Origin of the sequence: Vibrio sp. 1S139, from assembly GCF_041439475.1 — a bacterium.
Classification (GTDB): Bacteria; Pseudomonadota; Gammaproteobacteria; order Enterobacterales; family Vibrionaceae; genus Vibrio; species Vibrio crassostreae_C.
In genome coordinates this window covers 24,592-50,317 of record NZ_JBGOOD010000028.1, presented here as the reverse complement: position 1 = coordinate 50,317, position 25,726 = coordinate 24,592, and the positions used below count along the sequence as shown (strand labels likewise).

Genomic DNA, 25,726 nt, shown 5'->3' with positions numbered 1-25,726 from the left:
TTATCAGTAAGCTCTTTATGCATGCGCAGTATATTCTAATAGTTGCATTAAGCGAAGTTGAATTACTTTTTAGTCACGGCGATAGGGAGTTTGTCGTTAGCACCCCATTCCGTCCATGAACCATCGTAAACACCCATTTCACCGTTATAGCCAGCGAGTTTAGCGGCTAATAATATGATGCAAGCTGTTACGCCAGAGCCACAGCTAAAGAACATAGGTTGAGAAGGCGTTAATTCTAGCGTTGAAAAGATATCAATAAGCTCTTCTTGGGACTTTAACTTGCCGTTTTTGAGTACTTGGGCAAATGGTAGGCAAATAGAATTCGGTATATGGCCACTACGCAAGCCTTCACGTGGTTCAGGAACTTCTGAATCGAAACGAGCTTGAGAACGAGCATCTACAATGTTTGCGCTCTTGTCAGTTGAGTAACCTTCAATCTGCTGAGCACTGACAAAGTAGTTGTCTTGAATATGGCCTTCAAAATTGCCCGCTTTTACTTCGGTGCGATAGTCAGTCTCGGTCGCGTAACCGGCTTCGATCCAAGCTGGCAAACCGCCATCTAAGATGAATACGTCGTTGTGTCCCATTGCCATAAACATCCACCACGCACGAGGAGAAGCGAAGGTTCCGGAGTTATCGTAAACCACAATCGTACTGTCTTGATTGATGCCAATTTCTTTTGTGCGAGTGTTGAAGTGTTTTTCGCTCGGAAACATGTGAGGAAGCAGAGTGTGCTTGTTACAAAAGTCTTTGTCGTAGTCAAAACGAATAGCACCAGGAATCATTTGTCCTTTGATCTTTTCTGACTCGCTTGGAATTTGAAACTCGATGCTGGCGTCGAGGATGATGATATTGTCTTCTGCTAGCAAACGTTGTTGAAGTTGTTGTGGTGAGATGAGTGGCTGATTCATTATTGTTATATCCATTCTTGTTGTTTTAGCGATTCTTACTGTTTTAGCGAATACAGTGGTAGAGCGATTACTGTTGCTTTTGCGAATACAGTTGCTTTACGAATACCGTTGTTGCATCGATGGCTACTGTGCAGCTCGACAGTGGATGAACTGATAACTGCTTTGTCCGGTTATTTGATTGTTTAATGTATCAAGCGCGACCACAGAATCAATAGGGCAGTCTGTGGTAGGAGCAATAGAGAGCCGAAATACGTCATTATCTTTTGTCTGAACCGTCAGATAACGCCTGTGCCCATCTAAGGATTGAGTCAGCGTGTTCGAAATTACTTTGGCTTGAATACGTTGCCCCGTCTCTGATGTTAGCGGGAAATAGGCAAGGGCAACTAACACGCCTACGCCACACATTAAGATAAATAGACCTATTTTTAACTGTTTCATGAGAGTAAGTCTTTGAAGGTTATGTTGAAAATATAAGTGAGGTTGGTGGTAAAGTGAATGCTACTCGCTAAGAAAGCTGAATTAACTGCTCTTCGACGAAAATAAAAAAGTGAGCATTTCTGCTCACTTCCTACTTACAAACAATCCATTTTGACTCTGTTTCGTCAGAGATCTCGCTAACGACAAGTTACCTGCTGTTAAACAATTTACTGCCAGACAATCTGAGAGTCGCCGCTAGAAACCACTTGTTGTAATGGAGGTTGACCATCGTAAAACCAAATCTCTATCAAGAGTGCGTCATGGTTTACTGGTGCTGCAAAGTTGGAGGCGAACACACCGTTATCTAGTGGGCCCGCAATGACCTTGCTGGAGTAATCCGGCTTCAAGGTTGAGTCATCTCTTGTACTAAAGCGGCTATAAACGGTCACAAAAGAACGGTCTGTCGAAATGCTGCTGATGTCAATGTTGAGATCAAACTGTTCAACAGAGTTGTAGTCAAATCCATCAGGTACCACCAAATCACTCATCGTATAGCTCTGCGCTGCTACCGCACTTGTCGCGGGAGACGGCGAAGGCGTTGCTGTTACCGGAGTCGTTGCTGTTACCGGATTCGACGGAGTTGCAGGTGTCGAGGGTGTAGATGGTGATGCCGTAGATGTACTTCCGCCCCCACCGCCTCCACAGCCGGCTAATACTAATGGCGCTGCAGCTAAAATAACGGCTAGTGACTTCTTGATGTTCCAAGTGCTTTGTACAGACATACGTTTTTCCTCAAAGAGATTGCGACTTGAATCAACGCAATGATTGTCTCGATATTGTTTAGTGTGAATAGTCATAACGTCTCTCCTTATGGTTCGTAACGTTGGTTGTCTGCAGGTGATTGGTACCATGTTTGGTTCGTTTCACCGCCGGATTCTGCGTATTCTTTAAACCCTGGGTAAGCGGTAACAATATCGACGTACTCTAAAGGCCACTCCCATTCGTCATCCGAAGTCACTATTAGTGCCCAAGGGTGGTTTTCTACTGTTTTGAAGTATTTACCTGTTGATGGATTACTGTCATCGACGCCTAAACCAGCTTCAAAGAGGTTAGTGGTATCAAATGCTTCGGTTGGAGCTTGGTCTGGCAAGTGAACCTCCCAACTGCGTCCTGGATGTAGAGGTAGGTTTTCACCATGATAATACCCAGGCGTTGCGAAAATGAACGGGTCGTAAGGCATATCGGTCCAGCTGCCTGTGCTCACACCGTCACCGGCTAAAGTAATACCAATTTGGAATGAGAACTGCTCATCCTCTTTACATCCATTACTGGTGCGGTAAAAGGTACAACCAGTGCTGATTTTTTCTGTCAGGTCATTGGCGATTACAAATATTGCTTCGCTACGTCCATCTTCTAGGTCGAGGTCAGTGAATACACCGTTGTGTTTCATGTAAGAGTTACCACTACTTACTAAGCTGGGGTCTAAATTAGGAAGTCGAACAGCAAAACCATTTCTGTACGATGCCCCGACAGCAGCTAAGCGGCCGTCGATAGTGGACTTAACGACTTTTCCATCTTTAAGGATCTCAGTAATGCGATACATAAGAACAGCATCGTTCATGTCGTAGTCGGCTTTATAAGGCCAGTTATCTTCGTACGCGAGCGTTGCGTAGCCAGAAGCACTTGGGAAGTAACGAGCGGTGGCACCATCGTTAAGGACATCGACTTGAATATCGACCACCTCACCAGAGGTAGAACCGCCAAAGTAGCTCAGGTTGGTTTGTTGGCTGAATCTAAATCTAGCCCACGTAGTACCGGTTAGTGCGTTGATGTCGACATTTAGGAATAGATCGTTTTCACCAGCATCGAGCGCGTAATCTGTAAACACTTGCTCGTTGGCGCCATCGAAGCTGCCATCTTGGTTCCAGTCTATCCAAGCTGAAAGGTAACCGGTTGTTGAAGCTTCAATTACTACTTTTGAATCAAGCCCTGCTTCAAGTGCGGTAACAAAACCGATACCACCGTTTGCCCATTCATCATCCACCCCGACAGTTTCATCTGATTGAGGTGTGACATAACCATCTAAATCCGCATCTGGAGGAGTTGTACCTAACCATGTGATGCCATCGACATTGCTCGCCAGTAACGTTAGGTAGCTGTCTGGAGCATCACCGAAGTCGATGTTTGAGTCTTCATCTACGACAGGCGCATTCGCACAGCGAGCACCATCGTTTTGACCAGAAGCTGGGCCATTCGAAACAAATTCAACGGCTGGAACAATACCTGCCGCGATATTGGCAGCGTTGTCTGGAGACAGATTGATACGGTAAATTTTACCGTCTTGGTTTCGAGATACGTAGTAGTAGCCGTTGACATCAAAATAGCCAGCACCGAACGTACCTAACTCGCCGGTGTCTCCGATGTAGGTTTCGGCACCAGTTGTAGGGTTGAAGCTGTATAAGCCACCAGAGTTATTATCGATACCATATAAAGAGCCATCACTTGGATGAAAGGCGAAATCAGTCAATTTTACAGTTGCTGGGCTGCCTGCGATTTTGTTGACCGTGACGGTCGCATTCGGATCAGAGTCTAAAGGAGAGAGGTCAACAGTAAATAGTCCCTTACCTGTACGATACAAGTAGTAAACATGGTCATAGACGTCGCCGACATAGAAAGTGTGATCGGTTGGTAAGCCACTGGTATTGATAACTTCAGTTTGGAAATCCTGTCCAAGGCGCACCAAGCGTTTGTTGGTGGTGTCATAGCCATAAATATATCTGTCTTGAAAGTCGAAACCAACACCATTGATATTGGCATTCATACCCGTATCGTCTTCTAACAGAGTGGTTGAGCCGGTCACTAGGTTTACACCCCAAACTTCAACGGGTTTCGACTGAAAGAGGTATGCTTGACTAGGGCAGGTATCGAATGGCGCTGCGTTGGCGACCAATGGCGCACTTATTAGCAAATTTAACGCGTTGATTTTTAACGATTATATTTTGTGGTGCTGATTTTTTTATTGTATTCTCAAAATGAGAACTCAAATGAAACTAATCTCTCATAGAGTATTTCAAATTGATAAAGCGAGTTGAGATGCTGACGTTGAGATATAAAAAAGCCCCAACATATAGTCAAGGCTTAAGTTTTCGATAAGAGGGGATATGATTTAGCTTATCCACACACCGAACAATTAGGCATCTTCATTAAATTCATTTCACGCCAGCTGTGAGACATGGCATCGAGAATCAAAAGCTTGCCTTGCTTTGGTTGTCCAAACCCGGCAATAACCTTGATAGCTTCCAAAGCCTGAGCCGCGCCAACCATGCCAACAACAGGTGCCATCACACCGGCTTCAACACAGCTTAGAGCAGCGTTGCCAAATAGAGCGCTTAAGCACTGGTAGCAAGGTGCATTTTCATCTTGATAAGTGAATACGCTAATCTGACCTTCCATGCGAATCGCAGCGCCCGATACTAGAGGCGTTTTTGATGCGTAACATAAGCGGTTCAACTGATTGCGCGTTTCGACGTTGTCACTGGCATCAAGAACAAGAGAGTGTGCTTCGATCAAACTTGCTAGCGCTTCGTCATCAAGCCTGTGATCGACAGTTGCAATCGTCAGATGAGGGTTCAATACCTGCAAAGACTCAGCGGCAGAATCGACCTTCTTCTTACCAATGTCAGCATCGGTGTGAAGCACTTGTCGCTGCAAGTTTGAAAGCTCGACAATATCATCGTCGATCAGTGTTAGCTTACCAATTCCCGCAGTCGCGAGGTATTGAGCAGAGGCACAGCCTAAACCACCTGCACCTAACACTAAGATTGAACTCTGTTTCAGCGCTTCTTGGCCTTCAAAATCAAACTGTTTGAGAATGATCTGGCGATTGTAACGAAGCATCTCTGCGTCAGACAGTATTTCCATCAGCAAGCCTCGTTAGTAAAGCGTGGAGTTAAACAGTTGAATCTGAACCGTTTCACCGACTTCAACACGGCCACGTTCGCGCTCTAGTACCACAAAGCAGTTTGCTAAGCTCATTGAGCGGAAAGCGCCGGAGCTTTGATTACCTGTTGTTTCTACTACAAACTGACCGTTTTCAATCGAGTAGATGCCACGTTGGTAATCAGTACGGCCTGGGCCTTTTTTGAATGCAGATTTAGTGATAGCAGGAATCGATTCTGGTGCTGTCCACGCAGTGTGACCGGCAAGTTTAGCCAGCATAGGTTGAACTAACACGTACATGGTCATCATTGCAGACACTGGGTTACCCGGTAGGCCACAGAACCAAGCGTTGTCTAGCTCACCAAATGCGAATGGTTTACCTGGTTTGATTGCTAGTTTCCAAAAGCCGATTTCGCCAAGCTCTTCAAGAATGTCTTTGGTGTAATCAGCTTCGCCGACACTTACGCCACCAGAGGTGACAACTACGTCTGCCAGTTCTTGTGCTTTTACAAAGGTTTCTTTAAGCGTTGCAGGGCAATCAGGAATAATACCTAGGTCAATCGCTTCACAACCAAACGCTTCAATCAGCGGTTTAATGCCGTAGCGGTTGCTGTCGTAGATCTGACCGTCTTCAAGCGGTTGGCCTAATGGCTTGAGCTCATCGCCAGTAGAGAAGAAAGCGACTTTAGGCTTGTGTACCACAGTTACATGGCTCACACCGAGCGAAGCAATCATTGGAATGTCACGAGGTGTTAAACGTTCGCCACGGCTAAGAACGATATCGCCTTGTTTGATGTCGTCACCAGTAGGGCGAATGTTATTGTTTAGCTTGATGTCGTCTTGTTGAATCTCAATGCCAGCGTCAGTTTCAGCCGTGTTTTCTTGCATGATTACGGCGTCACAACCTTCCGGGATCTTTGCGCCAGTCATAATGCGAATACAGGTGTTTGCAGGCCATTCACCTTCAAATGGTTGACCTGCAAAGGACTTGCCCGCTAAAGGCAGCACTTTACCGTTCTCTAGGTCTGCTAAGCGCAGTGCATAGCCGTCCATTGCTGAGTTATCAAAAGGAGGTACGAAAATAGGGGATAGAATATCTTCAGCAAGTACGTAACCCAATGCTTCTGCCAATGGCAGTGATAAGGTCGTTCGAATAGGTTGAATTGGCGATAGCAGCTTATCTAGTGCTTCTTCAATTGGCATCAAGCCCGGAGCGTCGCAACAGCCCATAATTGAAATCCTTTGATCGTTATTGTTTTGATTTTGTGGTTGGCAATGGTGGTTAAATAATGATCAGAACACCTGGTTCGCCAACGAAATTCTAGCCACTCTAGCACAGTTTAAGCCCCGTAAATAATGACCTCCCTTAAAATATGGGTGTATTTATTCAAAATTCCGAGTATCCTTGTTTGCCATCCAGAAGGGGTAATAAAAGAGGAAGTTCAATGTCAGGTCTTAGCGAATCAGCGAAGTTGGTTAAAGATGCGCTAGCAAGCCGTGGTTTAGAGACACCAATGAGTCCAAACCAGGTTAGCCGAGAAGAGAAAAAGGAACGAATCGAACACCATATGCGTGAGATTCTCACTCTCCTTGAACTTGATCTTACGGACGATAGTCTGGAAGAAACACCGCAACGTATTGCTAAAATGTACGTGGATGAAATTTTCTCTGGTTTGGATTACGCCAATTTCCCTAAAATTACGGTAATCGAAAACAAGATGGGCGTTCGTGAGATGGTACGAGTAAAAGACATTACCGTGACCAGTACTTGTGAGCACCACTTAGTGACGATTGATGGTAAGACTGCGGTCGCTTATATCCCTCGTGGGAAAATCATCGGCCTTTCAAAGATTAACCGTATTGTTCGATTCTTTGCTCAGCGTCCACAAGTTCAAGAGCGTATGACTCAGCAGATCCTTGTTGCATTGCAAACGCTACTCGAAACCGATGACGTTGCTGTAACCATGGATGCGGTTCACTACTGCGTGAAATCTCGCGGTGTAATGGATGCAACCAGCGAAACGACAACAACAGCTCTAGGCGGTATCTTCAGATCAAACCCAGCAACGCGCCACGAGTTCTTACACGGCCTGCGTTGATTCACTGCATTATTAGATGAATTCAATTTAGCCTCTGTAAATTGATGTTCATTGAAATATATTCTAAGCCTCGCTTTATGCGGGGCTTTTTTACGCCTGTAATGAAGTCAACTGTAATGGCTGAGAATGCTGTTATTCCCTAAAGTGAAGAATGAACGTAATAGGGAATCTGTTGCGGCCAAAGCAGAAAAAGCACGCTCTATATCTTAACGTTTGTTGAAAGCATATAGAGCGTAACTAGAATCAGTCGCTGGTGGGAGTGCTTAAGAAAGGTTAAACAAACGCTTTAAGTGGTGAACAATACCTGATGGCTTGTTCTCGGCTTGATAGATGTTCAAACCATCGTAAAAACTGGCCATGAACTCTACGCGAATCTCATCATCACTGCTTCTCGATATACGAGACAATAGCGTAGCGGCTACAGCTGCGTGATCATTGGCTAGGCTGTAATCCATTCCTAGTCGTCCTTGAATGAACAACCACAAATGCGTGACTAGTTTTAACTGTTGAGCGTTAGAGTTTTGAAACTTGTCACTGTGCTCAGTGCCCACAGTATTATCGAATACATTTTGCATCGTCTCATTCGCTTCTTTATAGCTTTCAAAGCGATAGCTTGCATCGATATGTACCTTGGTTAACAGGCCAAGCAACGTCTGACGTGCAGAGTTCTCCGGCTTGTTCTCGCAAGCGTGTTTAAACAAAGCGTGTTTAAACAAAGCGTGGTTTTCATCAATAAATGACGACAGCTCTTTCTCGTAGCTTGTCGAGAGCGCTTTGACTGAATCTAAACCTGCTTCTTTTAAACACTGGTGAAGCTTGGTTCTAGCTTGTTGTTTGGCTTTGATTTCTTGCTGCGCGTCGGCTTGCTGCTTGGCTTCTTCTTGCAGGCTAGCTTCTGTTTGCGAACTATTCGGGGTTGGACGCTCAGTCATTACTCTGTAGCTCTTCCCACGTTACTTCTGCCGATTGAGTATCGCTGTTAATGAAAGCAGAGTTACCCGTCAGCATGACTGAAAGATCCATCGTACGTTGTGTCATCGCTGCTAGCTGCTCAATACCATCGTTGTCTAGACGAACGATCTGAGCTTTTAGGTAGCCGAATTTACCTTTGTTCTGCTCCCACCAAACGTTTGATTTAGTGTTGAAGCTGAATACGTGTACTGATTTAGATAGGCGAGTTGCCTTCTTAACACGCTCTGGATCAGGTTCGCCTACATCAACCCATTCTAGGATTTGATCGTCTAACGACTTCTGCCATAAATCGGGTTCTTCAATGCTAGACAACCCTTTAGTGAACTCAAGTTCAGGAGACGCATTGATACAGAAAGCCATGATTCGAGCCATCATTCGCTGTTCTGTTTCAGAAGGGTGTTGTGCAACCGTTAGATTGAAAGAGTCGTAATAGTCGCGATTCATATCGGTTAAAGAGATACGAAACTTGTAGATTGTCGGTTTAAGAGCCATTGAGAGGGTGTCTTAGGTAGAAATAGTGAAGGGGAATATTACCTTAAATCTCTGAATAGCGGGTAAAAAAATAGCCAGCAGAGGCTGGCTATTTTTAGAAAGCTTTAAAATACTAGATTAAAGTACTTTGATGCTGTCAGCTTGTGGGCCTTTTTGACCTTGAGATACTACGAACTCAACTTTTTGGCCTTCAGCAAGAGTTTTGAAACCGTCGCCAGTGATAGCAGAGAAGTGTGCGAATACGTCTGGGCCGTTTTCTTGTTGAATGAAGCCGAAGCCTTTAGTTTCGTTGAACCATTTTACTGTACCAGTAACTGTGTTAGACATGATGATATCCTAAAATTAAAATTAAATTTTTATTTTGAGCCAATTGTGGCACTGATAGCGCGGAAAAGTTTATTGCTATTGCGTACAACACAACGGGGTTACTAGTAATCCAACGAAATGTTTATATACAAAGAACTTTCTTTCTAGCCGGGAACGAGTCTAAATCAAATCAGGGGATAGTCAATCGAATACATAGGGAAAGGTTGCAGAAACTTGGGGGTAGTCAAACTTTGCATTCCTTAAATATCATGGAGTTACAGTTGTATGGTGATTTGTTGTAGTTTTTGTGAAAAAGGTGGTCGAAATTGATGACGAATTTGGAGTAAATGCACTGTTTTAGCGCATTCATTTTTGCAAATTTAAAGCCGCTAACTGGGCGTTGAGCCCACTTTTAACGGCTTATATTTATAAATGTCGTTGTAAGGTAAGTGCCTTTACTTGAACGAGGTCTCGGCTACTTTTTCAAGCGGTACAGGTTGCCATTATCAGTGCTGAAGAAGATGTCTCCGTTTGGTGAAGTTTCGATGTCTCTTACCCTTTCGCCCAAGTCCTCTAAAATGCGTTCTTCCTCGATTGCCTCACCTTGTTCATTGACTGTCACAATATTGATGTGAGTAAGTTTTAGTGCGCCAGCCAGCAGTTTGCCTTTCAGCTCTGGGTATTTGTCTCCTTGGTAAACAAGCAAACTGCCCGGAGCGATTGAAGGAACATAGACTTTTTTTGGCGCTTCAATACCATCTTTGGTTTCCGATTCGCCAACGCTGATAGGGCCCCAATACTCTTTTCCGTGTGAGGTGACAGGCCACCCATAGTTGGCACCCGCTTTTATTAGGTTAATTTCATCACCACCGCGAGGGCCGTGTTCAATCGACCAAAGCTTTTGAGTCGGGAAATCGTAATACAGACCTTGTGGATTACGATGGCCAAAGCTCCAAATTTCATTGAGCACTTTGTTGTTATCCGTGAATGGGTTATCGCTTGGTGTGCTTCCATCGGCATTCAGTCGTAATATTGATCCGGCGTGAGTCATGGTGTCTTGGCCGTTGTCTCGATCACCACGGTCGCCGATTGAAAAATACAGGTGGCTATCATCAAAGGTGATACGGCTACCAAAGTGACGTCCGGTGTCCGTTCTAGATTTAGATACAAACACATCTGTCCAATTGGTGACTTCATTATTGCTGTAATTAGCAAAAGCCAGTGTCGTTACGCCTTCACCATCGACGTCTTTACTGTAAGTGACGTAGAACTTTCCGTTTTCAAAAGGGGAGAGTGCGATATCCAATAATCCACCTTGGCCTTTCGCCCATACATTGGGCAGCCTGAACAGTGTGTTTTGATTGCCTGTTTTTAAATCGACATGTTTAATGACGCCTGATTTTTCTGTGACTAACATGGACTTATCGTTGACATAAGCCAGTCCCCAAGGGATCACGAGTCCGTCGGTGATCTTCTCTGCCTGCCATGCAAAGGCTGACGTTATAGGACCAGAGGCAAGCAGCGCCAAAGCACATGAAAAAATACGGTGATGAGTGTTCATTGAAATCCCTTGATTATGAGCATCTAGTGTTAGTCTAGCGCTTGTGACCGATTGACGGAAAGCCGAGGTTGCTGAAAAGTGACTATTCACATATTTAGTTGAACGCCTATTGTATGATTATACAAGCTCACGTATGTTTACTGTGCCTTTCTCTATTTGATCCCGTCGGAGCATTATGAACAACTCACCAGCAGCATTTTCGCTATTTTCTCAGTTTTTATGTTGTGAGTTAGATACGCACGATTTTTCTTCGAACGGACCTATTAAACGATGAGTCGTGGATTTGATTTTAAATCGATCTTACTTGCGTGCTTGGTCATCAGTATCGGCCAGCTCAGTATGGGCTTGGTGTTTCCTTCTTTGCCTTGGATCGCAAAAGATTTTGATGTCTCGCTAGAGCAAGCCCAGCTTTTGGTGAGTGTGTATTTATTAGGCTTTGGCCCTTCCCAGTTTATTTATGGCCCTATTTCCGATGCTTTGGGACGCAAGAAGGTACTGCTAAGCGGTTTGTTGATTGCCATGCTTGGGTTATTGATGATCATCTTCTTCAGCCATTCGTTTACTAGCATGGTGATGGGGCGATTCCTGCAAGGCTTAGGAACCGGTTGTTGCGCGGTACTTGCTCGTGCTTCTACGCGAGACAGATTCAGTGGGGCAGACTTGCCTTTGGCGATGTCTTACATTGCTATGGTTGCGTCTATAACACCTTTGATCGCGCCCGTTATCGGTGGATTCATTAACTTCCATTTTGGCTGGAGCATGGTGTTTATCTCGCTACTTGGCTATGTCTCATTAGCTTGGGTGGTGTTAGCGTTCAAATTTAAGGAAACCGTCACTCAGGTTTCGGCGATCCCTTCGCCTAAGAGAATGGTTTCTCAATATAAAGAGTTACTCACTTCTCGTTATTTTATGAGCTTTGCGAGTATCGGTTGGCTTAACTTTAGCTTGATGATCACCACTGTGTCGGTGATGCCATTTATCATGCAGAACCAGATTGGTATGACGTCAGATGAATACGCAATGTGGGCGGTGATTCCAGCATTAGGCATGCTTGGCGGAACAGGCTTATGTAACCGTATTCGCCCTATGCTGGGTAACAAGAAAACTCTGTTATGCACACCTGTATTGCACGTTGCTGCGGCCTTGTGGCTGTTCTTCTGTCCACTCGAACCTTTGTATCTCATGCTTGGCCAGTTCTTGATGATCCTTGGTAATGGTATTGCGTTACCTTGTGCTCAGGCGTTAGTGATGTTGCCTTATAAGAAGAACGCTGGCGCGGCGGCTGCGATGTCTGGTGGCTGGCAGATGGTGGTGTCTTCAATGGTGAGTATGGGCCTGGTTCAGTTAGGGTTAGGGGAAGCGTGGCATTTATCGCTCGTTATCATGCTGTTCACATTGATTACCCTGTTTAACATTTTGCGTGGTTTCAGTAGCCAAGAAGCGAGAGAGTCTCAGCTCAGTTAGTTGCTTAGGTAATTAGCTAGCTGCCTGGCTAGTAGGAACGAGAAGGCCATTGAAATGATGAATTTCAATGGCCTTTTTAATGTTCAGCGCTTTGGTTTAAGTTACCAGAATATATGCTATTTTCTGACTGCTTAGGGCAAGTGGTAGTGTTCCGAGCGCAGCTTGCGGCAGGGACGTTAGTTTCCATTATTGCTGGCAGCTACTTTATCTTCTTGCTACTGAAATCTCGAAGAACATAGGTCTTGCTCATGACCGAAAGCCATTGCTAATCAAAGCTACTGGCAATCAAAGCCATTGGCGATAAAAGCTACGGATGAAAAGCAGTGAATGGAGCGATCCATCACTGCTTTTTTGTTGATGTCGTTTGTGTAAAGGGAAAGACGTTAAGCAACACAGGTCTCGCTTCTTAATGTGCAAGTTTGGCATATGTTAATAAAATGTATAACCTAAAGGTCTGACCACTGATAAGGTAGCCACCATGCCAAACCTCGATCGTATTACTTGTTCTATCGATGAAAACCAAATTGCGACGGTTGTGTTGAATCGACCCGATAAGCTCAATGCTATTGATATGGCAATGTTTCAAGGCGTGAATAACATGGTGACTCAGCTGAAAAAGAACACCGAGATTCGTGCCGTAATAGTAAAAGGTGAGGGTTCTGATTTTTGTTCAGGGCTTGATGTTAAGTCCCTATTAACCAGTAAATCTGGGGCGATGAAGCTCTTGTTTAAATGGCTACCGACATTGCCTAACGCTGCACAACGCTTTTCATTGGGTTGGCGAGATATTCCATGCCCTGTCATTTTTGCGATTCATGGTCGTTGTTGGGGAGGCGGCCTGCAATTGGTCAGTGGGGGTGATTTTAGAATTGCTAGCCCGGATGCGAACTTCTCTATATTGGAAGCAAAGTGGGGTCTGATTCCTGACATGGGAGGCGCTATCGCTTTTAGAGAGCTGATGCGTAAAGATCACACCCTTGAAATGGCGATGACGGCCAAAGTGATCGACTGTGAAACCGCTAAAGAATATGGGTTGGTGACCAAGATTGCCGAAGATCCTTACGCTGAAGCCTATGCGTTGGCACTTGAGTGTGCGAATCGGTCGCCAGATGTCGTCGCTGCTAACAAGAAGCTCTACAACAAGACTTGGTGGTCAAGCCCGGGCATGGCTGTATTCTGCGAAACTTGGTATCAGATAAAGGTTGGGTTAGGTAAGAACAGGGCGATTGCTGCTCAACGTGAAATTCATCGAGACAAACCACGCCCTTACGTCGCCAGAAAGTTTAAATAGCGCTTGTACAGGAATAATGGATATTCCCTTTGTTTATTGAGCTTTGCGGTAACCTTAGAGCAATTTAATGTCTAAGGCTAAATGAGCGCTCTGATGAACAAAACTTTTACTTACTCTCTAGCTGCCACTGCAATTTTTACGAACTTAAATGCATTCGCAAGTGGCCTGTTTTTGCAAGAAGCTGTCGTTGCCAACGCTGGTACTACTGGCGCTGGTGATGGTGTTTACACTCGATCTGCAGCGGCGATGTGGACAAACCCTGCCACTATGTCTCACATGGGCGAAAGCAAAACGACCATCAACACCATGGCATTCGATCTTGAAATGAAGTATCAAGATAACGGTGGTAATCCAGATGGTAAAGCTCATTCCGTAATGCCGTCATTTGGTGCCTTCCACGCTCATCAAGTCACAGACAAATTACACCTTGGTATCGCGCTTGGCGCTGTTGGCGGCTCTAGCCTTGATTACGGCAGTGATTGGGCGGGTGCTGCACTTCTAGAAGATATCATTCTTACTGCAATGCAAGTGAACCCATCACTGAGTTATAAGCTGAATGACCAATGGTCAGTAGGCGCGGGTGTGCAATTCAGTTGGGCTGCATTCCAACAAACAACGTCAATGCTTACTGCGAAGCAAGATACTGACTGGGCATACGGCTATAACCTTGGCGTAATGTACACACCGACAGATAAACTTAAGCTGGGCGCAAGTTACCGTTCTAAGCTAGAGCATGAGTTTAACAATGATGTAAATGGCGTTATTAACCAAGGCGTATTGAATTCATTATCAACTGATATTGCTTTACCTGAAATCATCGATGTCAGTGCGAGCTATGCTTTGAACTCTCAACTTGACCTGCTTGCTAGTATTCAGTTCCACCGTTGGAGTGAATGGGATACAACCGTTCTTGATTTTGGAATAGCAGGAAGTCCAATTAATGGTGTTCCGATTGAACGTGACTGGGATGACGTTTGGAAATTTGCGGTAGGTGCGGATTATCAATTGAATTCAGACTGGCGTTTGAAAGCTGGCTTCTCTTACGAAACTTCTCCGCAAGACGATCCGTCAATGCAATGGGTTGACCTTCCTGTGGGTGAACAGTACCGCTACTCAGTTGGCGCATCTACCTACTGGGACGACATCTTAATTGATGTGTTCTATGAATACGCTGATTTGGGTTCAGTTGAGATGGATCGATATGGTCGATTTGGTCAAGTTAATCTGTTGAATGGTTCGTTCGATGGCCGTATCCACTTTGTTGGTGTTAGCGCGACCTTCTAATGACATTACGTAATCTACTAATCATTACTTTAGTGTCTTTATTTTCAACGGGTGCTTTTGCTGAAGAGAAGCACCCTGATGATCCGACTAAAATCGTAACCAAAGCTGGCGTTGCTTATAACGAAGATCTGCAGTTCTCTGGGTCTATTGGGCTTGATGAAGCACGAATGATCAATGCTCGTGTTAACGCAGATGGCGAAGAATGGCGAATAGGCGGCTCATGGCTGTTGCCTATGGGTATTGTTAACTTCAACTTTAGCCGTTCTGAATATGACAACGATGCTTATAAGAACAACTACAGTATTGGCACATTTATACCACTGAGCTATTTCGATATTGAGCCGTTCGGTTGGCAAATCTTCCCTATGGCTGGTTACAGCTATAATGACGGCGAAGTAGCGGTTTTCGATGATGATAATGTTGGTTCTGACTATGTATTGATGTCGAGCTCAACACACGGTGGCTACATTGGTGCGTTTGGTTTAAAAACGATTGCTGATGAATGGTCTATCATGGGCTTCGGTGGCGGTTCAATGGGGTCTGATGATTATTCAGGGTATTGGGCAGGCGTCGGTGCTAGCTACAAGTTGAGTGACGCTCAATCATTCAACTTCTTCACTATTTTTGCTGAGGACGATTTCGGTGAAAATAACAGTGTTGGCGCGTCTTACACCTATGAGTTCAAATAACTGTTAGCAGGCAGAAATTCGCAGGTGGACACCTCTCGTAAGAACCATTGACTTAGTCCAGATTAAATTGAACAAAGTCGCTTATTAAAACTTAGCGATTTTCTTTTGTTACCATTTCTCCAATCTTTTTTATCTCTTTTTGATGCTTTCTATATCTTTCTCACATGAGAGTGCCGCTCTCTTAATCTAGATTAAGTTTTCGCTGCCTTATTCTCTGTAGTATCCGCCTGAATCAGTGCCCATGCTTAATGGGTAACTTGCGTAACACGATTTTGAGAGGAAGACACTTGAGCACTTTGTTTACAGAAACCCACATTGGCAAGATGACACTAAAGAATCGCTTCATGAGAAGTGCAACGTGGGAAAATATGGCCACCGAAGATGGGCATATGACAGATAAACTGTACGCTATCTATGAAGAGTTGGCTCAAGGTGAAGTCGGCCTGATCGTGACGGGCTACGCGAACATTGTTGAAGAAGAAAAGCCGAATGCAGGCATGATGGGTATGTATAACGACTCATTCATTGAAGAGTATCAAAAGCTGACTCAACTGGTGCACGACAACGACTCTAAAATCGTGATGCAGTTGGCTTATGGTGGCACCAAAACCACGCATGACCTTGGCGAGCGAGTAATCTACGCACCAAGTGAGGTTCCAGAAAAAGGAACTCAAACTCTAGGCAAAGCGATGACCAAAGACGAGATCGACTACATTGTTGATGCGTTTGCTCAAGCGTCTTTGAGAGCACAGAAGTCAGGCTTTGATGGCGTTGAAATTCATGCCGCTCACACTTACCTGATTAACCAATTTCTAAGCCCTTATTACAACCAACGTGAAGATGAATACGGCGGTAGCTTAGAAAACCGCATGAGATTTTTGTTAGAGATCTATACCGCGACACGTAAGCTGGTGGGTGATGATTTCCCTATCTTGGTTAAGCTCACGGCATCCGAGTTTTTTGAAGGTGGCGTCACCTTTGAGGAAACACGTATTGTCTGTAAAAAGCTTGAACAAGTGGGTGTGGATGGCATTGTCGTGTCAGGCAATATTCATGGCAAAGCAGACACTATGATTGGCGAGTCGCACGATGGTTTTACCATTCAAGCTGAAGGCTACTTCCATGAGTATGGTCACGCGATTAGCCAAGACGTTAATATCCCAGTGATCACGGTTGGTGGTCTAACGGATTTTGATGCTATCGAAGCGATTGCAAACAACACGGGCATTGAGTACTTCGCGCTTTCAAGACCGCTGCTTTCTGAACCCCATTTAGTGAAGCGTTGGAAGGAAGGGGATAGAAGCCCTGTTGAATGCGAACGATGCTCTAAGTGTCGTACTAAGCGCGGTAACTTCTGCGTGGTGAATAAAGACAGAAAAGTACAGCTTGCACGCATGTAGTCGCTGAGCCCAGCTCCAAGCGAGCTCCGAAGTTTATAGCTGAGTCTAAGTTTGAGCCTGTGTAATCGCGCAGGCTCTTGTTCATTCCGTATTCCACGAAACGAAATTTGAAACCTTATTAATCACATCTTCCTGTCAAATTGGCGCGACTAAACAGTTACACTACGCCTGTAAATTATCCAACCAAGTTATCGATAAAAACTGAGCAAACTTTGAAACTACTTCCTCTTCTTAAGCAACCTCGAATCCACTGACGTCTCTTTAGTTTTAGCGATATTGCTATGATTTAAGCGTGATACTCACTATTCATCCCAGTGAACCCTGTGTTTATAGGGCGTTAGTTTGTGCACCTTGGATTTGCATCGTCGAACATTTTGATAGTTAACGAATAAAACTTAATAGATCATTCAGAGGTAAAAATGCAAAAGAAGCATTGGTCCAAATTCGAGTTGCTGCATGAAGTCGTAACCAACCCCAATATTCACGTAAAAGGTCAACACAGTTATTACAGCGATTGCTGGGATAATGGGTTCGAGCAATCTGTCGTCCGTTATTTACATGGCGACGAAGTCAGCCGCCAGTGGGAGCCTCGATGGGAAATCGACGAACTCCATATCGGCGATTATGTCTGCATTGGCGCAGAGGTTGTGATTTTAATGGGTGGCAACCATACCCACAGAGTTGATTGGTTTTCGCTGTATCCATTTATGGATGTAATCGACGATGCCTACATTGGCAAAGGTGACACTCACATTGAAGATGGGGTGTGGTTAGGCATGAGAGCGATGGTGATGCCCGGTGTGACGATTGGCGAAGGCGCTGTGGTTGCAGCGAATAGTGTGGTGACTAAAGACGTCGCTCCATACAGCATTGTCGGTGGTTCTCCAGCTAAAGTCGTCAAATACCGCTTTGATGAGTCCGTTATTGACGAACTCATGTCATTCAAAATATACGAGTGGCCCTCAGATAAATTTGAAGCGCTGAAACCGTATTTATGTAACTCAGACTTTTCAAAGTTAAAGCAGGCGATAACGGATTACGACAATTGTTTGTAAGGAGCACTTGTAACGAGCGTTTGTAAGGAGCGTTTTTAAGGTACGGGTATAGCCACAGATTTGTGTAGAAAGATCTGTGTCATATTTATATTGAAAAACACGTTAAATCAGTCCGTTACCTTGCAATACTCAACATGGTGTACCAATCTTATTTCATAAGCATGGATAAGGATTGTGTATGCCCGCAAGTTCAATGAAAAACAAAGGGGTGGTGGGGAAAGTCTTACTGCCTTCTTTACTCATAAATCTTCTCTCTCTCGCCGTTCCGTTAACGGTTTTGCAAATTTACGATCGTATTTTACCTAACCAAAGTTACGGTACTGCCACTTTGTTGTTGGCGGGTGCAGCGTTGGCTGTTGCCATGGAAGCATTGATCCGGTTTGTGCGTACTTGGCTTTTGTCAGCCGCGGCCAGCAATACCGAGAAAGCGACCTATCAAACTTTGGTTGAAAGAGTAACAACGGCTTCATCAGGCCATCTCCGCCACATTGGTGTTGGCGGCGTGGAAGAGGGGCTTGGTTCTGTATCCAAAGTCAAAGATTGGTATTCCGGTGGTGTGATTGCAGGCTTTATTGATTTGCCTTTTGCCTTGATCTTCTTGGGCTTGGTGGCTTACATCGGCGGTGAGCTGGTGGCGATACCTTTGGCAGTTTGGCTGATTACTCTCGGAATCGTTTGGTTATCTTCTATTCGCGTTAAAAGCTTAAGTGAAGAAGCTTCCCAAGATGAGCAGGAGCGAAAAGCGTTCTTGATTTTACTGAGCCAAACCATTCAAGGAATCAAACGTCAGGCTGTTGAGTCTCGAATCTTCAATCAGTTTAAATCCCTCAATAACGTTCGCTCTCAGTCTAAAGCGAGAGAAGAAGAACAGAACGCCTTTGCCCAAGAATGTATTCAGCTTGCCGCATTAGCCACGTCAGTTTTACTCGTAATTACGGGGAGCTTGTGGGTGTTGGATGGTCAGTTAACTACTGGTGGCTTGGCGGCATGTTCTATCTTATCTGGCAGAGCGGTTGCGCCTTTGAGTGCTCTGGTTGGGGTTAGAATCAAGCTTAATTCAATACACAGTGCCAATCAGGCAATAGAAAAATTGAGTGACTTATCATTATCGGAATCTTCAGATTCTGAGCAAGTTGAGAACCACTTATCTGACTTTGAGACGTTGGAAATCAAGCAAGCGACCGTTGAAAGATATGGTGAACTCTCTCATGCAGATGTCACACTGAATAAAGGTGAGTTGGTTTTGTTAGAGAGTGAGGATCGCCACACCAACAGTCATTTATTGTCGTCGATTGCAGGTATTGATGATCTAAAAGCGGGTGAGTGCTTCATTAACGGAGCTGCAGTTTCAATCGCATCCGTAACCAATATTGCTGCCTACTGTGGCGTTAAAGGGCAGTTGGTGTCGGGTACTATTCTCGACAACTTGTGCGGGTTTGACCCTGAGAAAACGCAAAGCGCCAGTGACTATGCAAAGCGTTTGGGTTTAACCAAAGAGATTACTCGATTACCCGATGGACTAGAGACACAAATTGGCCATACGAGTGCTTCTTTGTTGAGTATGGGTAACGTGAAAATGCTCAATATCGCGGCTCAATTGGCAAGTGATAAACCCATAATCATGTTGGAAAGGCCGGATTCTTCACTTGATTTAGACGCCCTTGGGAATCTAGCTAAGGTGTTGGAAGAAGAAGTAACGGCAGGACGCACGATACTGATGGTGAGCTACCATTCGAAGCTTCGCGAATTTGCTAATCGAATCATTACAGTGGAAAGTCGAGCTATTACGGTCGACAGCGAGAGCAATCAGGAGGCCGTCGTATGAATCGTTTAGATATTGGTAACCCTTCAGGTACGAACAACCGTGCAGATACCAGCGGTCGACAAGAGGTGATGAATCATTTAGAAACCGAGAGCCTTTCCGTTCTTAAGCAGTTGGAAGTTAATGCTAATATCCAGTTGTTCGCACATCAATGGGTCGATGAAAATGGCATTGAATCAATCGACGATATGTTTGCCTTGTTCGACAGGCTTGCACTGCCTTATCGCTTGGTTGCCAACCTAGATGAAGTTGGTGAACATAAATTGGTCTTACTGGTACTTGGTGAACATGAGCTGGTCTCTGGTCATTTGGAATCCAAGCAATTTGTTGCCTTTAATGCCAATAACGACATCACCGATGTCCCTCAGTTTTGTATTGTTATCGAAGGGCCACCATTAGAGAAGGCCTCTCCTGATTGGGTTGGTGAAAGGTTACATGCGTTTCGCCCCATCATTCCTAAATTGTTATTGGTCAGCTTTATCACTAACTTATTTGCGCTTGCTGTTCCCTTCATCACGATGTCGATTTATGACCATGTGATTGGTGGTGATGCAGGGCATGAGTTGCAAGGTATCGCCATTGGCGCGGCGTTGTTGTTTGTGATGATGGGTTGGTTGAGAACATTACGTAGCCGAGTGTTTGCTTCAGTTTCCAACCGAGTAAGTCGTGAGATTTCTCAATCCATCGTGCAGCGTCTGCTTCGTAATAGCTATGCTCAAAATCAGCAAACAGCTTCTTCTAGTCAGCAAAACCAAGTGATGTTGTCAGAGCGTATTTCAGGTGTGCTATCGGGGCCATTAGGAAATGCGTTATTTGACCTACCATTCATTCTAATTTTTGTACTAGCGATAGGAGTTTTAGGCGGATGGTTGGTACTGGTTCCAGTCGTCTCTTTAATCCTTTATTACTTGCTAGCAAAACGCTCGATACGCTCTAGCAGCAAGCGCTCGATGCAATCGACAGTCGCAGGTACGAATCGTCAAAACATGACTAATGAGCTGTCATCCAAGCTTGCCTTTATTCGCAGTGCTGGATTCTCAGAGCACTGGATTCAACGTTTCAAAAAAGCCAATCTTCTTGCTTCAACAGTGACCTTTAATCAATCGGTTCTCCAGAGTCGGTACACCTCGATTTACTATTTCATTGGTGTGGGCTCGACACTCGCCGTGATGGGGTTAGGCATAGGACTTATTTTTGAACAAGTGATGACGCCCGGTGGTTTGATTGCTTCAATGATGTTGATATCTAAGGTGACGGGTCCTGCTCAGGTGTTGGCAAACAGCGCGATGCGTTTTAATAGCTTTAATCAATCCAAGCTGCAAGTGAACCGTATTTTGTCTCAGCCGTCTGAGCGTGAATTCAGTTACCAGCATCACCCGTTACCCGTGGTAGCGCCTAACTTGAAATTAGACCAAGTGACGCTGCGCTATCCCAAACAGAGTCGCCCCGCTTTGAATGGTGTGAGTTTTGATATTGAAGCCGGTGAAGTTGTCGCGATTACCGGCCCTTCTGGGAGCGGTAAATCAACATTAATTGAAGTGCTGTCTGGCTTGCAGCCTATCCAAAATGGCATGGTCGAGCTTGAAGGCGTTAACCTCGTTCAATACGACCCGCAGCTTTATCGCCACTGGTGTTTCATTCGAGCCGCATATCCTGATTTGCTTACGCTGAGTATTCGAGAGTGGCTAAACGACGGTCACAAAGTCGAAGATCAGAAAATGATCTCTGCAATTGAAATGGTCGGCGGAAAGCGTTGGTTCGAGACATTATCAGGTGGGCTCGATACTTCCATCAGCAGTATTCAGCCGGACAGCCTTTTTGACATGTTGTCTGGCAGCGTCGCGCAGATCCTAATTGATGCAAAAGCGCTGGTTTATGACTACCCAATGTTCTTAATGGATAATCCTGTGCCTGATGCTCACCCAAATGCTAAACGTATATTTGGTGAGTTTGTGCAGTCGAAAAAAGGAAAAGCAACGGTGATTTACACGTCCCACGATCCGGATTTAATCAAGCTTGCCGATAAAGTGGTGGTATTAAATGAAGGTGCAGTGGTTTATGCCGGTCCATTAGAGCCGGAGCAGTCTTCGAAGCAGGAACAGCCTTCAGAGCCTCAAGCTTCTCAAGAACCGCAGTTATCTGAGCAACCGTTATCTCAAGAGCTACAGCCGTCAACTCAAGAGGCGTCTGCTCAACAAAATGCAGCCCAACAAGAACAATCAGAGTCTAAGCAAGGAGTCGCTAATGACTAAACAATCTATCGAGAAGGGCAAGCGCTACGGTGAGCTTGTTGAATCACAAAATACGGCTCGTACATTGGCGCTGGCCACATGGTCGGTTGCCTTATGTGTTATTGCTTTTGCCACTTGGTCTGTAGTCACTCAAGTTGATGAAATCGCCAAAGCCAAAGGTGCTGTGATTCCGGAAGGCGAGAAGCAAGTATTACAAAGTGCGATTGGCGGTAAGTTAAAGCAAATTCTTGTTAAAGAAGGCCAGTTGGTAGAGAAAGGCCAGCCGCTTGTTGAGTTTGATGCCACTTTCCAGCGTACCGCCCTTGAAGAGCTAAAGTCCCAACAAGTGACGCTTCTAGCCAGTGTGGAACGTATGAATGCGCTGCTTGAGCAACGTGAGCCTAACCTTGCTGAGTTTGAGGTCGATTACCCAGAGATCGTCAGCCAGCAAAAAGCGCAGCTGAACGCGCAAAAAGCCCTCTACTTCCAAAAGCGTGTGGTGCTTGAGAAAGAGAGCGAGCAAATTGCAGAGCAGCTTCGTAGCGTAGAAAAGGCCTTGCCGAGTTATGAGAAAGAGTTAAATGCGACTAAGCAAGAGTTGAACATACTGGAGAAGGGTTATAAAGCGGGTAACATTTCACGTTTACGTGTGCTTGAAATGCGACAAAAATTGGCCAGTATCGAACAGAAAATCGAAGAAGCTCGTGGTAAGAAGTCGGTATTGATTAGACAAGCTGACAGTAATGACCAAAAAATCATACAGCTTCTGGCGGAAGCGAAAGCTAAAGTGAGCGATGATCGTTCTAAAGCCGTATCTGACTTATCAGCATTGAATGCTAGAGTTCGTTCAAGCCAAGCTAAATTGACGAACACTATGTTAGTGTCACCGCTACAAGGCTTGGTGCAAAGCATACCAAGCACGCAGGATGGTGGTGTTATTCAGCCGGGTGGCACGGTAGTTGAAATTGTGCCTGTCGGAGGGAACGCTGACTTCAAAGCACGTTTGTCCCCAAGAGATATTGGTTTTGTGAGTGTTGGGCAGCCCACTCGAGTCAAGATTGATGCGTTTGATTACAGCCGCTTTGGGGCTTTAAAAGGGGCGGTAGAGAGTATTTCACCGACCACAAGTCAAAGCGAACGTGGCGAGATCTATTATGAAGTTGTAGTGTCGGTTGATACGCCTTACTTCCGTGATAACCCTGAAAGCTTTTCCATACTGCCGGGTATGACGGGTGAAGTAGACATCACAACTGGCGAGAAGTCGGTGTTCCAATACTTATGGAAACCGATTTATACCAATGTTAGCGTGGCGTTTGGAGAGAGGTAAAGTCCTCCACTCTGGCTTGCATAAAAAAGGAGCACATGCCGTGCTCCTTTTTTTATCTAACCGAAGGGGTGATGCCCTAGTTATTTGGGTCTATGTCAGGCAATCCGTCAATATCATTATGATGGTGTAAAGAATCATCAAAAGATGGGCTTTCGGTATGGTGAGACAGTGCGTCACTCATACTGTCGTCAGTTTGCTCAGCCCCATAAGCACTCTCGGCATCACTGAAAATGATATCGATATCCTGTGCCACTGGTACATTGTGTGACGGTGAATCTATAGACGGCGAGTCAGCATTAATACCCAGAGCGTCTAGGTAAGCATGGGCACCAGAACGCTGTTCGTGTTCGCCTATCGCTGTATGTTCTAGGTTTGCCGTCACCTCATCAAAATTAAGAGTAACTTCATCAGGGGTGCTGAAAGAGGCATCCGGTTCATCCGCTTGGCTCATGCCGGGTGCTGGAGGAGGTGGTGGAGCGATTGGCGATAAATCCATGCCAGTTAGTGTGGTTTGGTCAATGTGATGTCCGCTGTTTCCATGGACGGATTGCGAGTGCAAATGTAGGTGCACCGCGACTTGTGAGTTTTGATCGCCTCCTAGGGTTAAAACAAACGAGTCGGTTTCGTCTGTACCACTACCGTAAGAGCCTCCTGTATGTGTCTTAACGACGCCTGATGAAGTTTGTTGGTAATCGTAACTCAACTCTCCGGTTGCAGGATTGACATGCAAAGTACCAAATTGACCGTGTAATGCAGTGAGAGAGTGTCCGTGGTGATCTGATATTCCCCAGCCTGTCATTGGCGTAGGCGTTCCTTGGTGAATAATTGGAGGAATTCCGATTGAGGCATGCAGGTCCTGATTGCCTGCACTGCCGGTAATTTTTGCAGGGGCAACTAGGGTTGGCATTGGTGGAACATCGCTGTGTCCATCAATGCGCATTTCAACTTCTTGAGTTGTAACGCCCCCGTGTCCATCATCGACCAATAGAGAAAACTTATCGGTCAATTGTTCACCATTATTTAAAGCATTAACATGGCTATTGCTGTTATTAAGTGTGTAGACCCAAGTTTGTGTATTGCTGTTATAGGTAACAGAACCATACTGTGGCTGATGTTGGCTATCAATACTGACAGAATGTTGATCGCTATGATCAACATCGCTGATAATAATTTGCCCAGAGGTCGCATTTGCAGCATCTTCATCAATGTTATGTGCACCTGCGATAACTTCAGAAATTGTTGGTTTATCATTAGTACCATGCACATAGAGGGTAATAACCTGCTTATCACCACCAGCAGTCGTTACTTCATATTGAACCTGCTCGACTTGCCCTGCCGCTAAGTGTTGAATATTGGCATTGGGAACCGAATAAGCCCAATCACCGGCTTTTCCAATGGTCAGATGACCGCCATAGGGATCACTGAGCGCATGGGCATTACGAGTGTCGTAAAAATGATCTTCACTGGCATCAGGATCGATAACATTCAACACGCCAGTGACAAATATCGTATGTTGAGCATCACCTTGTACATGGCGATCTTCTGTAATTTGACCGCTTTTATCTCCGGTGAAGATCGCAGCATCGCCAACTGCCGAGAGTGTTGTTGATGCACCGGTGTGAGTCACACCACCGTGGGGATCTTTAACGTCATAGCTAAAGTGCACATCGCCGTTATAGTCTTTCTCTGGGGTAAAAGTAAACGTGCCATCGGTATTGAAGGCAATAGCACCGTGGTCAGCCTGTAGGTTTTCAATGGATAATTTGCCAATGTCGTTGTCGTCAACATCGCTAGAATTGGCCAGTAGCTGTGCAGGGGTGAGGACTATCTGGGTATCTTCTAAGCCATTCGCTAAACGTACTTCAGCTGATGCAACTGGCGCATCATTGGTGCCATGAACGGTCACTGTAATATCTTTTTTAGCACTGCCATCAATAGATTCAACGGTAAAGGTTTGCTGGAAGCTTTCCCCTGCACCTAAATGTTGGACTTTATCATTGTCAATATCGTATGACCATTGGCCCTGTGCGTTGATATTGAACCGACCACCTTCGGCGGTGGTGATGGTTTGCGCGATAAAACCGGCTTGATCGTGATCCGGGTCAATGACCTGTAACGTGCCACCACTGCTGAGTTGACTGGTGGTATTGCCAAAGGAAGTATGATCTTCGTAAACATGATTATTGAGGCTGGAGTAGGGCGTCACTGCAATTTTTGCTTGGTTATCTTCACCGGTCACTTTCACCATAATGGTGAGCTTCTGACCATCAGTGGTTTCGACTTCGTAGGGGAGCTCCATCGACTCGCCAGCATGTAGGCTACTGATTAGATCGTCCGGATGATGATTGGTACATGTATCTAATCTGAATTGATAAGTGCCATTAGGCCAAACATCAAGGTGGCCAGGCTCAAACCCTTGACCTAAATATTTACCGCTAAAAACAAACTGAGTGTTATCGCCACTAT

General features: G+C 45.2%; 21 protein-coding genes. 10 read left to right on the top strand and 11 right to left on the bottom strand.

The genetic code is table 11. From position 1 onward, the window contains the following. Positions 1-62: 62 nt before the first annotated feature. The 6 genes from ACED46_RS11455 to moeA form a co-directional block, all read right to left on the bottom strand. On the bottom strand, positions 63-911 hold the full coding sequence (locus ACED46_RS11455; protein WP_017061707.1) for a sulfurtransferase: 849 nt from the start codon (positions 909-911) through the stop codon (positions 63-65). A gap of 123 nt (positions 912-1,034) precedes the next feature. Next, positions 1,035-1,349, bottom strand: a complete 315-nt coding sequence (locus tag ACED46_RS11450; protein ID WP_017061706.1) for a hypothetical protein — start codon at positions 1,347-1,349, stop codon at positions 1,035-1,037. A gap of 206 nt (positions 1,350-1,555) precedes the next feature. Further along, positions 1,556-2,185, bottom strand: a complete 630-nt coding sequence (locus ACED46_RS11445) for a hypothetical protein (RefSeq protein ID WP_102393095.1) — start codon at positions 2,183-2,185, stop codon at positions 1,556-1,558. An 11-nt stretch (positions 2,186-2,196) separates the two neighbouring features. Continuing rightward, on the bottom strand, positions 2,197-4,311 hold the full coding sequence (locus ACED46_RS11440) for an LruC domain-containing protein (RefSeq protein ID WP_371721482.1): 2,115 nt from the start codon (positions 4,309-4,311) through the stop codon (positions 2,197-2,199). Between the two features lie 188 nt (positions 4,312-4,499). Then, positions 4,500-5,249 carry a molybdopterin-synthase adenylyltransferase MoeB gene (gene moeB, locus ACED46_RS11435; protein ID WP_371721473.1) on the bottom strand — a complete coding sequence of 250 codons (750 nt, stop codon included), beginning with the start codon at positions 5,247-5,249 and terminating at the stop codon, positions 4,500-4,502. 12 nt (positions 5,250-5,261) lie between these two features. Further along, the gene (gene moeA, locus ACED46_RS11430; RefSeq protein WP_017071464.1) at positions 5,262-6,497 is read right to left on the bottom strand and encodes a molybdopterin molybdotransferase MoeA; all 1,236 of its coding nucleotides are present in this window, start codon (positions 6,495-6,497) and stop codon (positions 5,262-5,264) included. Positions 6,498-6,712: 215 nt separating this feature from the next. Here moeA and folE point away from each other — a divergent pair, with 215 nt between their 5' ends. Then, positions 6,713-7,366, top strand: a complete 654-nt coding sequence (gene folE, locus ACED46_RS11425; RefSeq protein WP_017061725.1) for a GTP cyclohydrolase I FolE — start codon at positions 6,713-6,715, stop codon at positions 7,364-7,366. Positions 7,367-7,629: 263 nt separating this feature from the next. Here the strand turns inward: folE and ACED46_RS11420 are convergent, their stop codons facing one another. The 4 genes from ACED46_RS11420 to ACED46_RS11405 all read right to left on the bottom strand — a co-directional run bounded on the left by ACED46_RS11420 (position 7,630) and on the right by ACED46_RS11405 (position 10,697). After that, positions 7,630-8,298 carry a hypothetical protein gene (locus ACED46_RS11420; RefSeq protein WP_371721472.1) on the bottom strand — a complete coding sequence of 223 codons (669 nt, stop codon included), beginning with the start codon at positions 8,296-8,298 and terminating at the stop codon, positions 7,630-7,632. Next, positions 8,291-8,830 carry a YaeQ family protein gene (locus ACED46_RS11415; protein ID WP_371721471.1) on the bottom strand — a complete coding sequence of 180 codons (540 nt, stop codon included), beginning with the start codon at positions 8,828-8,830 and terminating at the stop codon, positions 8,291-8,293. The genes ACED46_RS11420 and ACED46_RS11415 overlap by 8 nt, the downstream gene beginning before the upstream one ends. Before the next feature lie 117 nt (positions 8,831-8,947). Continuing rightward, a complete protein-coding gene (locus ACED46_RS11410) occupies positions 8,948-9,157 on the bottom strand; it encodes a cold-shock protein (protein ID WP_010430417.1) in 210 nt (69 codons plus the stop codon). Between the two features lie 454 nt (positions 9,158-9,611). After that, a complete protein-coding gene (locus tag ACED46_RS11405) occupies positions 9,612-10,697 on the bottom strand; it encodes a PQQ-dependent sugar dehydrogenase (RefSeq protein WP_371721470.1) in 1,086 nt (361 codons plus the stop codon). A 270-nt stretch (positions 10,698-10,967) separates the two neighbouring features. Between ACED46_RS11405 and ACED46_RS11400 the strand changes: the two genes are divergently transcribed. The 9 genes from ACED46_RS11400 to ACED46_RS11360 all read left to right on the top strand — a co-directional run bounded on the left by ACED46_RS11400 (position 10,968) and on the right by ACED46_RS11360 (position 23,260). Further along, positions 10,968-12,161, top strand: a complete 1,194-nt coding sequence (locus ACED46_RS11400; protein ID WP_371721469.1) for a multidrug effflux MFS transporter — start codon at positions 10,968-10,970, stop codon at positions 12,159-12,161. A gap of 478 nt (positions 12,162-12,639) precedes the next feature. Beyond that, the gene (locus tag ACED46_RS11395; RefSeq protein ID WP_017064440.1) at positions 12,640-13,452 is read left to right on the top strand and encodes a crotonase/enoyl-CoA hydratase family protein; all 813 of its coding nucleotides are present in this window, start codon (positions 12,640-12,642) and stop codon (positions 13,450-13,452) included. Between the two features lie 93 nt (positions 13,453-13,545). Next, positions 13,546-14,736, top strand: coding sequence for an OmpP1/FadL family transporter (locus ACED46_RS11390; RefSeq protein ID WP_371721467.1), 1,191 nt, complete (start codon positions 13,546-13,548; stop codon positions 14,734-14,736). Beyond that, positions 14,736-15,425, top strand: a complete 690-nt coding sequence (locus ACED46_RS11385; RefSeq protein WP_371721465.1) for a hypothetical protein — start codon at positions 14,736-14,738, stop codon at positions 15,423-15,425. Before ACED46_RS11390 ends, ACED46_RS11385 begins: the two co-directional genes overlap by 1 nt. Before the next feature lie 287 nt (positions 15,426-15,712). Further along, positions 15,713-16,825 (top strand): NADH:flavin oxidoreductase, encoded by a 1,113-nt coding sequence (locus tag ACED46_RS11380; RefSeq protein ID WP_032546839.1) that lies wholly within the window; start codon positions 15,713-15,715, stop codon positions 16,823-16,825. Between the two features lie 419 nt (positions 16,826-17,244). After that, a complete protein-coding gene (locus tag ACED46_RS11375; RefSeq protein ID WP_017061734.1) occupies positions 17,245-17,880 on the top strand; it encodes a CatB-related O-acetyltransferase in 636 nt (211 codons plus the stop codon). Positions 17,881-18,058: 178 nt separating this feature from the next. After that, complete coding sequence (locus tag ACED46_RS11370) at positions 18,059-19,705, top strand: ABC transporter ATP-binding protein (RefSeq protein ID WP_017066510.1); 1,647 nt, start codon at positions 18,059-18,061, stop codon at positions 19,703-19,705. Continuing rightward, entirely contained in the window at positions 19,702-21,954 is a 2,253-nt protein-coding gene (locus ACED46_RS11365; RefSeq protein WP_371721463.1) for an ABC transporter transmembrane domain-containing protein, read from the top strand. The genes ACED46_RS11370 and ACED46_RS11365 overlap by 4 nt, the downstream gene beginning before the upstream one ends. Next, positions 21,947-23,260 (top strand): HlyD family type I secretion periplasmic adaptor subunit, encoded by a 1,314-nt coding sequence (locus ACED46_RS11360; protein ID WP_017061737.1) that lies wholly within the window; start codon positions 21,947-21,949, stop codon positions 23,258-23,260. Before ACED46_RS11365 ends, ACED46_RS11360 begins: the two co-directional genes overlap by 8 nt. 76 nt (positions 23,261-23,336) lie before the next feature. On the opposite strand, the gene ACED46_RS11355 is transcribed toward ACED46_RS11360, so the two are convergent. Beyond that, positions 23,337-25,726 (bottom strand): VCBS domain-containing protein (locus ACED46_RS11355; protein ID WP_371721462.1); only part of this gene is annotated, 2,390 nt, incomplete at its 5' end.